Source organism: Thermococcus aegaeus (genome assembly GCF_055393685.1).
Window position 1 is genome coordinate 1354785 of record NZ_AP042464.1, and the last position, 15343, is coordinate 1370127.

Sequence of the window (15343 nt, forward strand, 5' to 3'; positions counted from 1 at the left end):
GTCTTCTCTTCTACTTCTTAAGTTTTTCAATTTCATTCTCAAGTCTCCTAAGTTTTTCCTTGGCTCTTCTGAGCTGAAGATTTGCAATTTCAACTATTCTTTCAAGATACTCCTCACTTACCCAGAGTTCTCCATCCTTGCCTAAGGGAACATCCATTCTCTCAGTTGAGCGAATCTCCACTACGAGCTTTTTGTGACTTATGCTTTTAATGTTTGAATGCTTGAAACCGCAGGAGATAGCCAAGTTAAGCAATTCTACAGCATCTTCTAGGGTCTTTGCAGAAATGTGGAGTATTGGGCTGTGAAGCATAAACCAGAGCATTCCTTCCCTGTGTTTTTCTATTGCTTCAAGCACCTCTGTTAATTCTACTTCTCGATGCCACTTGCCAAGCCATATTGCATTGAGCTTGTCCCCGAAATCCGGAATTTGCATGACACTTATCCTGCCAGAACATGAGGACGTTGTGAAGTAGTTTTCAAGAGAATTTACCTTCTTTAAAAGGGAAACAATATCTTTGTCCACTAGGTCTTTTTCAAGAGCTTCCTCCAGACTTTTAAGGGCTTTCGTCTTTTGTATTTCAAAATTTTTTCCATATAAAAACATGGGAGAAATTAAAAGAGAGCGATTTTTAAAGTTTATGCGGAAAGATACTGCCTGACTCTTCTTTCAAATTCAGCAAAGTTCGGCACACCTATGAATTCAACATGGTTGTTTATCAAAATTGTTGGAGTACCCATGATATTGTGCTCCATCGCCTTTCTCTGTCCCTCTGGAGTTGCAACGCTCACTTCCTTTGCTATCACACCCTCATATTTTCTCGCTATTTCTTGAGCCATTGCCCATGCTATTGGACAGTATGGGCAACCGGGAGAAGTTATGACCTCAATGACAACTTTTGGCTTCTTAGGTTTGACCTCAATCATCCCCGCTTTTTTCATGAGCTCAAGCATCTTTTTTCTTCTAATCATCTCCAGCTCATCCATATTCTCACCCCCAAGAAAAATTCAAGTGAAGAGATTTAAAAATGAATTTGTGAAAAAATTTTCAAGAAAGATTTATTTTCAGCCAAAACTAAACCTAAACTATGAGAGTTGATATCTTGAAGTATTCCGGGATAGCGGGAGGGATATCTTATTGGCTTTTTACTTTTTGGGCAATCTCAAGAAACAGGTGGTTCTCGTTTTTTGAACACGCACTTAGTGATCTTGGAACGGTGGAAGCAAATTCACCTTGGATTTATAATTATGGGCTGATCATTTCTTCAATATTTGTAATGCTTTTTGCGGTATACTTGATTCTCATTTCTCAAACAAAACTTCAGACCGTTGGAGGGGCGTATATAACTGTTGCCGCAATATTTCTGGCGCTTATAGGACTTTATCCTGGAGGAACTAGACCCCATGTCTTTATTTCCACATACTTTTTTGTCCAGTTCTTTCTCGGAATGCTCCTTTATGGTTTAGGAAGTGAGGAAAGGCTTAGAAATATTTCACTCCTGCTTTTTATCCTTGCAATTGTTGGAACTCTTATTGAATGGCCATCTGTAGCTCTAATAGAAACTTATGAAATAATGCTGATAATGGTTTTTGCGTTGCTGATAGCTTTGCGGTAAAATCTACCCGAAGGTCTCTATACATATTCTACAGAGCTTTGGATCTATCTCCGGGTCTACCTTGGAATGGAAAGAGCAAACGTAACCTTTTCCAAGCATTTCAACAGCGATCTTGACGAGTTCTCCGTGGATATAATACTCATCGGGCTTCTCTTTCATTATATTCTCTGCGAGTTCTTTCAGCTTCTCATCAATCTCTGGAAATTTTTCCACCTCTATGAGGGCACCTCTGTTCATTCTTAGATACCTCGAAACAGCGGATTGAGTTATATGCAAAAGCTTAGCTATCTGAATTTGGTTAAGTCCACTTTCCCTTAGTATTTCCACTAATCGCCTGCGAAGGGCTGGATATACATACTTAGCTACAGCATCAAAGGCATTTGTTTTCATGATCTATTTTATGACACATGGAATATTTAAACTTTTCTGTCAAAATAATCCATAAGTTGTAATGACATAAGTCATATCGCCTCTTTAGGTTAATAAACCGCAAAGCTTTTATGTAAAAAATTTCAATAATAATCGAGGATATGACATGTGTCATAAAATGGAGGTGATATAAATGGCGATAAGGCTTCCAAAGGAATATGATATGTTGTGTAATCAATGTTCAATGAGTTTAACAGGCGGGTGTACGGTTCAAGGAGTATGTGGAAAGGATCCGGATTTGAATTCACTCCAAGAAGCTTTGCTCTACGGCATAAAGGGCACTTCAGCCTACTACTACCACGCCCTTGAGGTCGGCTACGATGATCCGAGGATAGGCCACTTTCTGGCGGAAGCGCTCTACTCCACGCTCACCAATGTTAACTTTGACAAGAACCGCTTTCTTGGGCTGATCCTCGAGAACGGAAGGGTTCACCTCGAGGCCATGAAGCTCCTCGATAAAGCTTACGTTGAGACTTTCGGAAGGCCCGAGCCTGTCGAAGTCCCGACCGGAACGGTCGAGGGACACGGCATACTCGTCACCGGCCACAGCTACAAGGCCCTTTATGAGCTCCTCAGGCAGATTGAGGAGAGAGGTCTTGAAGATGAGATTAAGGTCTACACCCACGCCGAGATGTTCCCGGCACATGCATACCCGGAGCTGAGGAAGTTTAAGGCCCTCCACGGCAACTGGGGAGGCTCGTGGCTCTATCAGAGGAAGGAGTTCGCGGAGTTCCCAGGTGTCATACTCGGAACGAGCAACTGCGTCCAGCAGCCGACGAAGGCTTACGCCAACAGAATCTTCACAGTCGGAATAGCAGGCCTTGAAGGAGTCCCCCACATAGAGGACTACGACTTCGGGCCGGTTATAGAGAGGGCCCTCAAAACTCCGAGAATGAAAGCCTACGACGGTGGAAAGCTCCTCACCGGCTTCCACCACACAAACGTGCTGGCCATGAAGGACAGACTCATAGAGCTGATTCAGGAGGGCAAGATAAGGCACATTTTTGTTGTCGGTGGCTGTGACACACCTCACAAGGGTATGGGCTATTACGAGAGACTCACTGAGCTGATTCCGAAAGATGCGCTTATACTCTCCGCTGCCTGTGGCAAGTTCCGCTACAACGCGAGGGACTACGGCACCATCGAGGGCATTCCGAGGTTTCTCGACTTCGGCCAGTGCAACAACGTCTATTCGATAATTGAGATAGCAATAGCTTTAGCGAACGAGCTTGGAACCGATGTCAACTCCCTCCCGGTCAGCATCGTCCTCAGCTGGATGGAGCAGAAGGCTATAGCGATACTGTACTCGCTCCTCTACCTCGGCATCAAGGGTATCTACATCGGACCCAAGCCGCCGGAGTTCCTCACTCCGACCGTCTTCGAGACTATAAGGAGGCAATTCGAGCTGAAGCTCATAAGCGATCCAGAAAAAGATCTTAGAGATATGTTAAGCAGGAGGATAAAAGTAGAAGAGGGTTCACCTCTTGCAGAGGAAATTGACTAATCTTTTTTCTCCAATTTTTTGAGCTCTTCCATCATTTCCTTGAACTTCTCGTCACTCATACCAATGAGCTTCTTAGCCTGTTTAAGGGTAACGGTTCTTGCAAGAGTTTTCCTGAGTACAGGGTTTTGGAGCGGTGAAAAGCCATACTTCACGAGTATGTCGAGTGATTCTGGATAAACCTTGAGTATCTTCGCTACGTTGGTGTCTTCTGATATCTCTTCGAGGTTTTCATCACACTCCTCCACTTCCATCCTTAGCTCTCTAGAACTTTCTGTCTTTGTAATCCTCAGAATAAAGAACTCCCCCATCTTTTGCAATTCCACTTCATATCCTGCATCTTCAAGCTTGGGTATCATATCTACAAAGGGCTTATCGCCAACCACCTCAAGCTTTTCTCCTATGTTGACTTTTTCCAAGCTTTCTAATATCATAACCGCCGGCTGGGGAGGTTTTAGTCCTCTCACATCCAACATCATCCGCTTCACCATTTTCGCTTATGACATGTGACATATAAACTTTGCTGGACAAATTTGTCCAGAAAGGCTTAAAAACATTTGATATGACATATGTCATGAGATGATAGATATGAAAGCTGTGGAAATACTCAGGGGAGTAAATTTTGAGGTGCTTGGAACTGTTGATGTTCGCACGAGACTGAAAGAGAGGAACGATGAGGTCCTCTACGGTCTAGACTTGTTATCGAAAAAGGTTTGGGGGTAGGTAGAATGACAGAGCTTTTAAGCAACCGTGAGTATAAGAAAAAACAGCTTAAGAACCTTTTACTTAGAATCCACGAAGGAGAGAGCGTTGAAAAGCTCAAAGAGGAATTTAGAGAAGTTTTAAGCAACATCTCCCCTCTTGAAATTCCCCTTATAGAACAGGAGCTTGTGAAAGAAGGAATTTCAGCCAAGGATATAGCTAAAATGTGTGACCTTCACGTGGAACTGTTCAGAGAAGCAGTTAAAGGGACTGAAGAACTAGAAGAGAAGGAATTACCTGACGGCCATCCGTTAAAAACCCTCTATCAGGAGAACAAGGAGATTATGAAAGATGCCGAAATGCTTAACCTTTATGCGAGAACTTTAGCAACAACAAAGGACGAACGTATGCGTAAAGAAATTCTCGGAGTCCTTGAGGAGATAGTGAACAACCTCAGAAAGGTTGGCTTCACACACTACAATCGTGAGGAGATGCTTATCTTTCCTTATATAGAAAGAAGAGGTTTAACGGCTATAGCTACGGTTCTCTGGACGAAACATGATGAAATAAGGGTAATGATAAAGCAACTTGCCGAACTCTTGAGAAAGAGGGACGAGATGCCCTGGGAGGAGTTCGTGGAGCGCTTCAAAGCTAAGGCAGGTGAGGCAGCATTCGCGCTCAGCGACATGGTCTTCAGAGAAAACAACATATTCTATCCAACGCTAAAAGCTCTCCTCAGCGAAGGGGAATGGAAGGCCATAAGAATGCAGGAGGAAGAAATTGGGTATTACAAAGTAAAACCACCTGAATGGAGTGTTTCTGAGGATGTTAAACCTTTGCACCCATGGGAAATTGATCCGGAGCTTAGTGTTGAGCAACTCCTTGGTCTCCCAAAGGAAGTTCAGCAGGCTCTTAGAGGTCAGCCTCTAGAGTTTGACAAGACTAGACTGAAGAGAGAGGGAGACATAGATCTTGGGACTGGCTATCTAAGTTTGGAAGAGCTTAAGGCTATCTTTGAGGCTTTGCCTGTTGACGTGACATTCATAGATAAAGAGGATAGAGTGAGATTTTTCTCACCAGGTGAGAGGATATTCATAAGGACACACTCGGTGCTTGGAAGACCAGTTCAGCTCTGTCACCCACCAAAGAGTGTTTATATAGTTAACAAAATCCTGAAGGCATTCAAAGAAGGGAGAAAGAAAGAGGCCACCTTTTGGCTTAAACTTGGAGAAAAGTACGTCTACATCAAATACGTGCCCCTCTTTGACGAAAACGGCAAATACATTGGAACGCTCGAGATGACGATGGATATCGCCCCGTACAAAGCCATAGAGGGTGAGAAAAGACTTTTGGACTGGAGGGATTAAGGTGTTTGTAGTTAAAGCTGAAGAAGCTGAAAGGATGGAGAATCCTTATGGGGCTGACGTTAGGGCTCTGCTCAAGAGGGAAAATGTAAAGGCAATGTTGGTTACACTGAAACCGGGAGAGGCTCTTGATACACACACCACACCGGTAGATGCTTTTATCTATATCATTAAGGGAAAAGCAATGGTTGAGGTAGGGGAAGAGAGTGAAGAAGTTAGAAAAGACACTCTCGTCTTTCTCCCAAAGGATATCCCTCACACTGTTAGAAACGCTGGTAATTTGCCTTTGAAGTTTCTTGTTATTAAACTTGGTTAAATCTTTTTATTTATTGAAACTAATTGTTGGTGAAGGTGATTACATGAGAAGGGAAGTTTTTAAAAAGAGAGTTGAAAGATTCCAAGAACTTTTGAGAAAAAATGAAATAGATGGGGCAGTAATAAGGACACTCTCGACTTTTGTTTACTTCACTGGGACTAAATGGCTCAGACCAAGCCTTCTTATTCCCGCGGAGGGAGATCCACTAGTTATCGTTGCCAAGGGAGAAGCTGAACTCTTCAAACAGAGAAGCTGGATAGAGAATGTAATAGAGTTCCAAAAAACGGAAGACCTTATGGCCAACGTAACTATGTGGATAAAGAGAAATGGATACAGCAGAATAGGTATGGAGTTCAGCGTGGAGAGAGATGCTTACATACTCTTCTATGAACTCTTTAAAAAGCTCAACCCTGAGGTGGAGATCGTTGATGTCAGAGGCCTTTCCATGGAGCTTAGGATGATCAAGGATAAGTGGGAGCTAGAGAACATAAGAAAAGCTGGGAAAATAGCGGTAAAAGGGATGAAAGTTGCAGAGGAAGAAATAAAACCCGGAAAAACAGAACTTGAAGTTGCAGCTGAAATAATGAGGGAGCTAATGCTCAACGGAAGTGAAGAGCCAAAAGTTTACGTCTCAGCAACTCCAAGGGCACATGCAGAGCCATTCAGGGACGTTAAGATTAGGGAGGGGAGTATTGTCTCGGTGGTAATAGGTGCAGACTGGAATCGCTATTATGCCAACATAACCAGGTCTTTCCCAGTAGGAGAAATAAGCGAGCGGGCGAAAAACGCCATGGAAGCTATGGAAGAAGCCTACATAACTTCAGCGGAGAACACCAAACCCGGGGTTAGGTTTATCCAGGTAGAAAGAGAAATTGAGAAAATCTACAAATCCAGAAATCTCGGAGACTACTACATAACCGGCTATACACATGGGGTTGGACTTCTGATAGAGGAGGACCCAATAACAACCATAGTTGTGCCTCATAGAGCAATGGAAGCTAAGGAGGGCATGGTTCTTGCAATGGTTCATGCTCCTCTCATGATACCTGAAGGGGCAATAAAAAAGGAAGACACGTTTATTTTGAACAAAAAGTTGGAGAATGTGACAAAATATTAGAAAATCAAAAAGCTCCACTGCCAATTCCACAGATCTTTGCGAATACACAGATAGAACAGTCCTCTGTGTATGGCTTTAACGGAGGCTCTCCTTTAACTGCTTTTGTTATTTCTTTTGCCTTTTCCATATCTTCATCGTCTCCTTCAAGTACAAGTGTCACGCTTCCTTCTGCTCCTCCGGCACCGCCGGCAGCTATTGGAATCGCATCAACATTGGCAAGGATCTCGTATGCCTCAACTTCAGTTATGGGGACTGCATGAGGAATAGGTACAAGAGCAGCATATAATCCAGTTCCCCAGTCAAATGAATGGATTCCGGTTATCTTTGCACTCACTTCCACGGGTGTTGGAGTGAACTTCTCAAGGCTTATCGGGGTTATCGTGAAGACCCCTTTGGTTATCGTCCATCCATATGTTTTGCCAATTGTGCCTCCATCTGGAGCGGCCGCAAAAACTGCCACATTCCAATTAACATCGATAGCATTTGCTCCTTTGATAAAGACGTCATCCGGCCCCATTTCTTTCAAAGCCTCTAAAGGCTCCCCTTCGAAGGGCTTTCCTTTGTACAATACTAGGTGTTTTGGCCAGGTTTTTTTGGCCGTTACACAGGTTCTCCCTTTACTTATTGTACCTACTGTCCATTTTTCTTTTTCAATTTTCTCTCCAAGAATCTCCTCCGCTATGTACGCGGTGGTTGTGCCGGTGGCTATGTATACAAAACCATGCTTCAACGCATTTTGAACTTCTTCTAGGGCAACGACAGCTTTAGCAATCAAGCGTTTGCTTTCTGAGGGGGTTAAAGTTACAAGAGCTCTTTGCATGAAAATCACCTCATTAAATTTTGCATTTTAACCTTATTAAAATTGTGGAAAAGAAAATCAAAGAGACTCTATGACTGCTTTAACGTCTTCAAGAGGTTCTTTGATGACATCTATAATATCATCCGCAGTGTTTATAGCAACGTATACGCTTCCTTCTTTTTCATAGAGCAAGACTGGACAGGGAGCAAAAGAACCTACCTCGTATTCCACTTTCGTCATCTCGTAGAACTTCTTTGGGTTGCAGACGTAAAGGATTCTATAAGGCTCCATCTCAACGCCGAGCTTTGCCTTCACAACGTCGCTCGGCGTAAATTCAAGTACAACCTTGTATCCCTTTTTCTCAAGCTCTGTCTTTAGCTTTTCTTCAACTTCTTTTAAGGGCCTTTCAACCTTTCTTCTATATCTAAACATTTGACCACCTCCTTAAAGTTTTGCAAGCTTTTCAAATAGCGCACTCCAGAGCTTAAGGGGAGTTAGTTCGGTAAGCATTAGAAGTCCGAAGAGAATTATCACGGCTCCTAGAATTTTTTCCCACTTAGCTTTCTTCTCCTTGGTTAGGCTTAGTCTGTTCGATAGAAACTTTCCATTTATCCACTCGGCTAAGTCCTTTGAGCTAAGGATTAAATAGATTGTAAGTCCCATTCCCAGACCGTAAATACCCATAACCACTATCCCCTTTAAGACGCTTCCACTTAATGCCGCTGTAATAACAGCAAACCCAACGTAAGGCGCTATGCATCCAATCCAAGTGGCTCCAAGTGCAGAACCTAATAGGAAGTCGTAAACGTACCCATTCTTCGATGAAATTCTATCTGCGGGAGAAGGCATAAATCTGAGGAGTTTTTGGTTAATATTACCACTTATCAGCGATACCCCAACCAGAATAAAGCCAAGACCGCCTATGAGGTAGAGAGCCCCTCTAATCTGGGATATATAAGAGCCTAAGCTACCTGCCAAAGCCCCGAGCAAAGAGAAAGAGACAATGAGACCTGCTATGACAACTTCAACCTTCCTTCTTGCAAAGAGGAGTGAAAAAGTTCCCGCTATAAGAGGAAGCACACAGGGTGAAAACACGCTTAGAATTCCAGCTGAAAATATAGGTAAAAGGAGTGCTAGAGATAAATTGCCTGCGGAAGAGCGTTTATTTTCTTCTTTTGAATTCTCATTACCAATGCTGCTTCGCACAAAAAACTCTAAACCTTCAGGGTTTAAAGCTCCAACGGCTACCCCTTTTAGAATCTTATCTCCATTTTCAGCTTTGAATATTACCATCGTCGGTGTGCCTGGAACGCCGACATTTATTAGCTCTCCTTTCTCCCTTGGCGTGTAGTATCCAGTATTGTCTGGCTGGATAACGAGAACTTTATCATAAATCTTGTATTGAAGGTTTGTTAATGCCCTCCCTTTATACACGTCAATTGAAATCAAATTTATGCCTTTTAGGATTTCTTTGGCTTTTTGTGTTGGGAAGACGCTGGTTTTCATATAATTACAAGCCGGACAAGTTTCTGAATGGTAAAAGATAAAGAAGTATTCCCCATCATGAGCTGAAAGTAAAGCCTCAAGCTCTTTCTCGCTTGAAATGGTGTAAAACTCCAAATCCCCATAACTCACACTACCTGCACTCACCAAGCTTATGAAAAGCCCGAGAGCAATTAGGAGCATAATGGGTTTTCTCACGCTTTCACCCCAAGAAATGTGGAAAAATGAATTAAAAGGCTTTTCTTGAAGGATTTTTCATTAAAATGTCATCGGTGTGTAGCCTTTTTCTAAATGCTCTGCTATAATTTTTCCCACGTACTCTACTTTTGTGTATTTTTGCAGGGAAGCTTCAAAGCCTTCAAGCTCTGCAATTCTTTTACACGCCACAGGGAGCTTTCCAAGTTCCCTCAGCTTCTCAATCCAGGGGATAAAGCGCTTGTCTCCTCTTGCCACTGCTCTCTCTATCGGGCCGAAAAGGATGACCTCAACATCTTCAACCCACTTGTATTTTATTGCGTTGGTTGCCCACATAAACCCCACGAGGGCCCTTTCATCCGCACCCGAGATTATCACCAGGGCCTTTGCCATTTTTACTCCTCCAGGGCTCTAATGAAGTCTTCAAAGCTTTTCACGGATATCTCTCTTTCCTCAGCTATAACGTTGATGTTCCCGCACGCATATTTTGCGCAGAGCCCTATGCATCCCTCAACGCCCACGGAGTAGCCCTTTTCCTCTAGGGCCTTTACAACATCATCAAGCCTGTCCCCGGCACAGAACTTGCAGACCTTTGCCTCCATTTGTATCACCGTTTTTACCTTTTCAAGAGATTTTATGACATTTATCTTTTACAGAGTGAAAAACTAAAGAGAAAACTCCTTTCCAAAACATAAAGTCAAAGCCTAAGAAGCGCCGAAGGCCTCTTTCAGGTGCTTTATCCTAATCCTTCCCCAGATGAAGCCTACTATCGCTGCCGTCATGTTCCCGAGCACAATGCCAATCCACACTCCCCTGAGGTCAAAATCCGTGTAAAGGACAAAGAAGTAGGCAAACCCAACCTGCATGATAACCGTACGAAGTATCGTGAGGACGAGGGACTTCTCGCCCTCCCCTATCCCCTGGAACATCGCTGAGGTCATCATGCCGAACGGTGTGAGAACGAGGAAAACGGGCAGAGTCCTGAGGGCCTTTATCAGCTCTTCCTTTATCACGAGGGCGGATTCTGAATATGTGAAGAGATACGAAACCTGCGGGGCAAAGAGCATTATAAACGCCACCACGCCAAGCTCTATTGCAAAGGCGAGCTTTATGGCGTATAAATAAGCGGTCTCAAGCTTTTGGATGTTTCTCTCTCCATAAGCGGCTCCGGTAACGGCCGTAGTTGCTGACGCCATCCCGAGTATGGGCACTATTCCGAGCATCGTAACCCGCCATGCACTTGTGAAGACCGCAACTCCGTTCTCACCGCCGGCCATTATGGCCACTCTGTTGAGGAAGAACATCGCTATGGACATTGTAAGCTGTGCGAGAGAAGCTGGTACCCCAACCCGGAGGATGTCCTTTAAAATTTCCCTGCTCGGAGAGAAGTCATTGAAGGCTATCTCCACGTAGGTGTCCCTTTTTATAAAGAGCCAGTAGGCCATGAAGATAGAGGTGATTATCATTGAGAGCAGTGTGGCATACGCCGCTCCAACAACGCCAAAGCCCAGGGTGTAGATAAACACTGGGTCGAGGACTATGTTAAGGCCCGAACCGAGGACCATGGCGTACATTGCTCTGTTTGCGTCTCCCTCTCCCCTCAAAATACCGTTGCCCACGTTGTTGAAGACAACCACAATGGCTCCGGCTAAAAGAACGCGTGAGTACTCCAATGCCAGCTCCATTGCTTTCCCCTTTGCTCCCATTGCCATGAGGATTCCCTTAATGGTGGGAAATGTGAGGAGAGTTATTCCAGCACCCACAATCAGCGTCAGAATTAGGGAGTGGACGGCAACGTTGTCAGCTCCCTTCTTGTCCCTCGCCCCTATCCTTCTCGCTATTGCAGAGCTTGCGCCTATTCCAAGGCCCGCTGAGAGGGATATTATTCCCATAAATATCGGGAAGAACAGCCCTACCGCTGCCAGGGACTCTGGCCCCAGGCCTGAGACCCATATCCCATCGGCCAAGTTGTAGATCGTCTGAACCGACATTCCTACCATCATGGGTATCGAAAGCTTTACAAGCGCTTTTTTCGGGTCTCCCCTTAAAATCCGAACACCTTTCGTGGATTTTTCACTCATTTAAATTCCTCCATGCTCTCTATGGCTTTTTTGAGCAGGTTAATGAGCAGAGACTTTTCTTCTTCATTCATTTTTGAGAGCATAATTTCTTCCACCTTCTTCCCTTCTTTTCTAATCTCTTCGAGGACTTCCTTCCCTTTCTCCGTGAGCTCAACGGTATAGCCTCTCATCACGCGTTTTCTCTCCACTAGCCCCTTGGCTTCCAGGGACTTGAGGACTTTTGAAGCTGTACCCTTCGAAACTCCCATCTCCTTTATGAGCTCTGACTGCGAGTTCACCCTCTGGATGTGCATAAGTGCTTTAAACTCCATGAAGCTTACCCCGATGTCTTCAAGCTGCCTTTCAAAGACTTTTCTCATAACCCAGTAAAGCTCCGATACCAGGTCGCAGGGTCTTTCGGACTTCATGCGCATCAAAGTTTCAATTGAAACTTTAGTTTAAAAAGTTATGTGCCCTCTATTTTGGAGTTTTACTCTAAATGAAATAGATTAGAGTGACCTTTGAGATTTTCAAACTAATCTTTGACGGTCAAAAATCTTTTTAGATATTAAGGTCAAAACTGTCTAAAGGTGATTCACATGCCGGTTATAATAGTTGAGGGCCCTAAAGCGGATGAAGAAACCAAGAGAGAGCTTGTGAAAAAGCTCACGGAAGTCGTCAGGGAGGTTTACGGAGTTCACCACGTCAGCGTGATCATCCATGAGAACGAGACGGAAAACGTCGGTGTTGATGGGGAGCTCCTTTCCGACGTGTTGAGGAGGAGAAGGGCTCAGGGCTGATTTTTACCGCTTTGAGGTGAAAACTATGAAAGTTCTGGTGGCCTTCTATTCGCGTGACGGCCATACCTGGGAAGTTGCAAAAAAAGTTGCGGAAGCTCTCAATGCTGAGATTGACGAGATAATTGACAAAAAGAGCCGGAAGGGAATACTTGGCTTTCTCATAGCGGGCTACGAAGCCACGAGGGAGAAGACTACGGAGATAAGCTTTGAGAAGGATCCCTCCGATTACGACCTCGTGATTCTCGGTGGGCCGACGTGGAACAGCAGGGTGACGCCTGCAATAAGAACCTACCTGCTCCGGAACAGGGAGAAAATAAAGGAAGCGGTGTTCTTCACGACCTGCGCCGGGAGCTCAAAGAAGTGCCTCCCTCAAATGGAAGAGCTATACGGGAAAAAAGCTCTCTTTAAGAAGGTTATTGTAAATAAAAAGCTTGATGAGGAGACAGAAGAGTTTATAGAAGAACTGAAGGCTCTGGCAGGTTCTAACCTTTAAATCTCTTTCCAAACTCGTTGTGGCTTACTTTTTCCCACTCCATGACTTCCTCCCCGTGGGGCGGCTTTTTCTCTGCTGGATAGCCCACCCCGATTATACAGAGCACGCGGTAGTTCTCAGGAATCCTCAAAAGCTCTCTCACGTACTCCTCGGCCGTTTTGTCCTCGCTGTGCATTCTGTTCCTTATCTGCACCCAGAAGGAGCTTAAACCGAGGTCGAAGGCAGCTAACTGTATATGCTCTGCTGCTATGCTGGCATCTTCAATCCAAACGTCGCTTTTGGTTTCGTCCGCGGTGATAACGATCGCTAGGGGAGCTGTGGCTAAACCCGAAGCCCCAAGCTTGACTTTTGAGAGGGCATTGAGCTTTTCCCTATCGTCAACCACGATGAAGTGCCAGGGCCTCTTGTTGAAGGAACTCGGCGAGAGGAAAGCCGCCTCAAGGAGTTTCTCCACGAGTTCATGCGACACAGGCCTGTCCTGGGAGCGTCTTACACTCCTCCTCTTTCTGAGAACCTCAAAGAACTCCATGCCACCACCGTTAAGATTTTGGGCGTAGCGATTATAAAAATTTTTGAAAATGTTGTCTTGGGTGATTAGCCATGATCGGGTGGATTGGTCTTGGTCACATAGGGAGAGCTATGGCAGAGAGATTATCAGAGGAGTACGAGCTCCTCGTCTGGAACAGAACAATAGAAAAAGCACAGGGTTTTAAGAACATAGCCAAAACTCCAGAGGAAGTTGCTGAGAAAACGGATGTAATCTTTCTCTCCCTCTATGACAGCAACGCTGTTTGGGAGGTCTCACAAAAACTCTTGAAGCTTGATCTCAGCGGAAAGATAATAGTGGACACTACCACCAATCACCACGAGAGAGTTCTTGAATTCCACGAGCTTTATAGAAATGCTGGAGCTATCTATCTCGAAAGCCCCGTTATTGGAAGCGTTGTTCCAGCAAGGAACGGTCAGCTGACGATTCTCGTGAGTGGAGAGAAGGAAGCCTTTGAGAAAGTACTTCCATACCTTGAGAAGCTCGGGAAGAAGATATTCTACTTCGAGGAGACTGGAAAGGCTACGAAGCTCAAGCTGATAAACAACTTTGTGCTTGGAACCTTTATGGCGGCTCTGGGTGAGGCGATAGCCCTCGGAGAGAAAGCCGGGATTCCAAAGGAAGAGCTCATAGAGGTTCTTGAGAACGGTGCAGGTAACTCTGTAGTGTTGAAGGCAAAGAAGGCAAAGCTTCTCAACGAAGATTATTCAACTCACTTTTCCACCAAAAATCTCGTGAAAGATTTGTCTTATGCTTATGACCTTGCCATTAGTTCCAGAAAGACAGTTCCACTGAATGTTCTCGTTAAAGAGCTTTACAGGCTTGCCTTTGAAAGGAATCTCGAAGAGCTTGACTTTTCAGTCATATATAAACTCCTCAAGGAGCTTTAATTTAAAAACAATTAAGTTCATAAACCCCCTTTCATACTTTTTTCGGTGAGAGCAATGATGGACTTTTCGAGGCACTTCCCTATCATAGGTATTGAAGGGCAGAGAAAGCTAAGCGAGAGTAAAGTAGCGGTTGTAGGAGCGGGAGCTTTAGGGAGCTGGGAAGTTTATTTTCTCCATAAGCTTGGAGTTGGAGAGATAATCGTCATAGATAGGGATTTTGTAGATGAAAGCGATCTTCCAAGAACAATCTACACAAAGGAAGACGTTGGAAAGCCAAAGGTGGACGCGTTAAAGGAAAAGTTTGGAGTTAGAGGGTACTTTGAAGATTTGAACCCATCAACAGTTAGCCTCTTGGATGAGGCCGATCTTATTATTGACGGAACCGACAACATCTACACGAGGCAGGTCATAAACGACTACGCGGTCAAAAACAACAAGCCGTGGATTTACGTGGGAGTCTTGTCTACCTATGGAAATATAATGCCGATAATTCCAGGCAAAACGGCATGCTTCAGGTGTTTTATGCCAAAGTTGCCCTCTAGACCCATGCCCACCTGCGCCGTGGCGGGGATTATGAGTTATGTTCCGCCCTTAGCGGCTTCAATAGCCGTTGGCATTGCGGCGAAGATTTTGCTTGGAGAAGAGGTTAAAAGCGAACTCATGTTCTTTGATACAAAAACTCTGGACTTTGAAAAAGTTGAAGTGCCTAGAAGGGAAGACTGCCCTGCATGTGTAAGAAAAGAGTTCACATTTCTAGAAAAACGAATAAAAATAGAAAGGCTCTGCGATGGTTCAATTCAAGTAACACCTCCAGAAAGAATGGAAATAAACTTTGATGAGCTGGCGAAGAGGCTAGAGAAGCTCGGCATTGAGTACATGAAGACTTCACAGTTTATTCAGTTTGAAGACGAGGATTATGAGATACTTATATTTCAGGGAGGCAGGATGGTCGTAAGGGGAGCTGAAGAGGAAAGGGAAGCAAAAAACATCTTTGCAAGATATCTGGGTGGTTGA

22 protein-coding genes are annotated in these 15343 nt (G+C 44.4%); 10 read left to right on the plus strand and 12 right to left on the minus strand.

What is annotated here, in order from left to right:
• Window positions 1-10: 10 nt before the first annotated feature.
• Window positions 11-604, minus strand: coding sequence for a tRNA(Phe) 7-((3-amino-3-carboxypropyl)-4-demethylwyosine(37)-N(4))-methyltransferase Taw3 (gene taw3 / locus ACZ5NL_RS07305; protein ID WP_464841649.1), 594 nt, complete (start codon window positions 602-604; stop codon window positions 11-13).
• Between the two features lie 32 nt (window positions 605-636).
• A complete protein-coding gene (locus ACZ5NL_RS07310; protein WP_464841650.1) occupies window positions 637-984 on the minus strand; it encodes a thioredoxin family protein in 348 nt (115 codons plus the stop codon).
• Between the two features lie 101 nt (window positions 985-1085).
• On the opposite strand from ACZ5NL_RS07310, the gene ACZ5NL_RS07315 reads away from it, so the two are divergent.
• A complete protein-coding gene (locus ACZ5NL_RS07315; protein WP_464841652.1) occupies window positions 1086-1613 on the plus strand; it encodes a DUF998 domain-containing protein in 528 nt (175 codons plus the stop codon).
• A gap of 3 nt (window positions 1614-1616) precedes the next feature.
• Here ACZ5NL_RS07315 and ACZ5NL_RS07320 read toward each other — a convergent pair whose 3' ends face one another.
• On the minus strand, window positions 1617-2003 hold the full coding sequence (locus ACZ5NL_RS07320) for a transcriptional regulator (protein WP_464841653.1): 387 nt from the start codon (window positions 2001-2003) through the stop codon (window positions 1617-1619).
• Window positions 2004-2175: 172 nt separating this feature from the next.
• On the opposite strand from ACZ5NL_RS07320, the gene hcp reads away from it, so the two are divergent.
• Window positions 2176-3546: a hydroxylamine reductase gene (gene hcp / locus ACZ5NL_RS07325; protein WP_464841654.1), complete on the plus strand. Its 1371-nt coding sequence runs from the start codon at window positions 2176-2178 to the stop codon at window positions 3544-3546.
• On the opposite strand, the gene ACZ5NL_RS07330 is transcribed toward hcp, so the two are convergent.
• Window positions 3543-4022 (minus strand): DUF1858 domain-containing protein, encoded by a 480-nt coding sequence (locus ACZ5NL_RS07330; protein ID WP_464843386.1) that lies wholly within the window; start codon window positions 4020-4022, stop codon window positions 3543-3545. The two genes, hcp and ACZ5NL_RS07330, sit on opposite strands and share 4 nt — an antisense overlap.
• 100 nt (window positions 4023-4122) lie before the next feature.
• On the opposite strand from ACZ5NL_RS07330, the gene ACZ5NL_RS07335 reads away from it, so the two are divergent.
• From ACZ5NL_RS07335 to ACZ5NL_RS07350, 4 genes are read left to right on the plus strand one after another with little or no spacing between them, the layout of a single operon-like run.
• On the plus strand, window positions 4123-4266 hold the full coding sequence (locus tag ACZ5NL_RS07335; RefSeq protein WP_464841656.1) for a hypothetical protein: 144 nt from the start codon (window positions 4123-4125) through the stop codon (window positions 4264-4266).
• Between the two features lie 5 nt (window positions 4267-4271).
• A complete protein-coding gene (locus ACZ5NL_RS07340; protein WP_464841658.1) occupies window positions 4272-5612 on the plus strand; it encodes a DUF438 domain-containing protein in 1341 nt (446 codons plus the stop codon).
• 1 nt (window position 5613) lies between these two features.
• Window positions 5614-5925, plus strand: a complete 312-nt coding sequence (locus tag ACZ5NL_RS07345) for a cupin domain-containing protein (RefSeq protein ID WP_464841659.1) — start codon at window positions 5614-5616, stop codon at window positions 5923-5925.
• A 43-nt stretch (window positions 5926-5968) separates the two neighbouring features.
• Window positions 5969-7042 (plus strand): M24 family metallopeptidase, encoded by a 1074-nt coding sequence (locus tag ACZ5NL_RS07350; RefSeq protein WP_464841660.1) that lies wholly within the window; start codon window positions 5969-5971, stop codon window positions 7040-7042.
• Between the two features lie 4 nt (window positions 7043-7046).
• On the opposite strand, the gene ACZ5NL_RS07355 is transcribed toward ACZ5NL_RS07350, so the two are convergent.
• From ACZ5NL_RS07355 to ACZ5NL_RS07385, 7 genes are all read right to left on the minus strand, one after another.
• The gene (locus tag ACZ5NL_RS07355; RefSeq protein ID WP_464841662.1) at window positions 7047-7862 is read right to left on the minus strand and encodes a hypothetical protein; all 816 of its coding nucleotides are present in this window, start codon (window positions 7860-7862) and stop codon (window positions 7047-7049) included.
• Window positions 7863-7919: 57 nt separating this feature from the next.
• On the minus strand, window positions 7920-8273 hold the full coding sequence (locus tag ACZ5NL_RS07360) for a DUF302 domain-containing protein (RefSeq protein ID WP_464841664.1): 354 nt from the start codon (window positions 8271-8273) through the stop codon (window positions 7920-7922).
• Between the two features lie 12 nt (window positions 8274-8285).
• The gene (locus ACZ5NL_RS07365) at window positions 8286-9542 is read right to left on the minus strand and encodes a cytochrome c biogenesis protein CcdA (RefSeq protein ID WP_464841665.1); all 1257 of its coding nucleotides are present in this window, start codon (window positions 9540-9542) and stop codon (window positions 8286-8288) included.
• Window positions 9543-9602: 60 nt separating this feature from the next.
• A complete protein-coding gene (locus tag ACZ5NL_RS07370) occupies window positions 9603-9932 on the minus strand; it encodes a hypothetical protein (protein ID WP_464841667.1) in 330 nt (109 codons plus the stop codon).
• Between the two features lie 2 nt (window positions 9933-9934).
• Window positions 9935-10141, minus strand: a complete 207-nt coding sequence (locus ACZ5NL_RS07375) for a hypothetical protein (protein ID WP_464843388.1) — start codon at window positions 10139-10141, stop codon at window positions 9935-9937.
• A gap of 102 nt (window positions 10142-10243) precedes the next feature.
• Entirely contained in the window at window positions 10244-11620 is a 1377-nt protein-coding gene (locus tag ACZ5NL_RS07380; RefSeq protein ID WP_464841669.1) for an MATE family efflux transporter, read from the minus strand.
• Window positions 11617-12033 (minus strand): MarR family winged helix-turn-helix transcriptional regulator, encoded by a 417-nt coding sequence (locus tag ACZ5NL_RS07385; protein ID WP_464841671.1) that lies wholly within the window; start codon window positions 12031-12033, stop codon window positions 11617-11619. The genes ACZ5NL_RS07380 and ACZ5NL_RS07385 overlap by 4 nt, the downstream gene beginning before the upstream one ends.
• A 165-nt stretch (window positions 12034-12198) precedes the next feature.
• Here ACZ5NL_RS07385 and dmpI point away from each other — a divergent pair, with 165 nt between their 5' ends.
• Both dmpI and ACZ5NL_RS07395 read left to right on the plus strand, forming a co-directional pair.
• Window positions 12199-12399 carry a 4-oxalocrotonate tautomerase DmpI gene (gene dmpI / locus ACZ5NL_RS07390; protein WP_464843389.1) on the plus strand — a complete coding sequence of 67 codons (201 nt, stop codon included), beginning with the start codon at window positions 12199-12201 and terminating at the stop codon, window positions 12397-12399.
• A gap of 25 nt (window positions 12400-12424) precedes the next feature.
• Window positions 12425-12892, plus strand: coding sequence for a flavodoxin family protein (locus tag ACZ5NL_RS07395; RefSeq protein ID WP_464841672.1), 468 nt, complete (start codon window positions 12425-12427; stop codon window positions 12890-12892).
• Here the strand turns inward: ACZ5NL_RS07395 and ACZ5NL_RS07400 are convergent.
• The gene (locus ACZ5NL_RS07400) at window positions 12882-13421 is read right to left on the minus strand and encodes a nitroreductase family protein (RefSeq protein ID WP_464841673.1); all 540 of its coding nucleotides are present in this window, start codon (window positions 13419-13421) and stop codon (window positions 12882-12884) included. The genes ACZ5NL_RS07395 and ACZ5NL_RS07400 overlap by 11 nt on opposite strands.
• Window positions 13422-13492: 71 nt before the next feature.
• Here ACZ5NL_RS07400 and ACZ5NL_RS07405 point away from each other — a divergent pair, with 71 nt between their 5' ends.
• Window positions 13493-14329, plus strand: coding sequence for an NAD(P)-dependent oxidoreductase (locus ACZ5NL_RS07405; protein ID WP_464841674.1), 837 nt, complete (start codon window positions 13493-13495; stop codon window positions 14327-14329).
• 54 nt (window positions 14330-14383) lie between these two features.
• Window positions 14384-15343: a HesA/MoeB/ThiF family protein gene (locus tag ACZ5NL_RS07410; protein WP_464843390.1), complete on the plus strand. Its 960-nt coding sequence runs from the start codon at window positions 14384-14386 to the stop codon at window positions 15341-15343.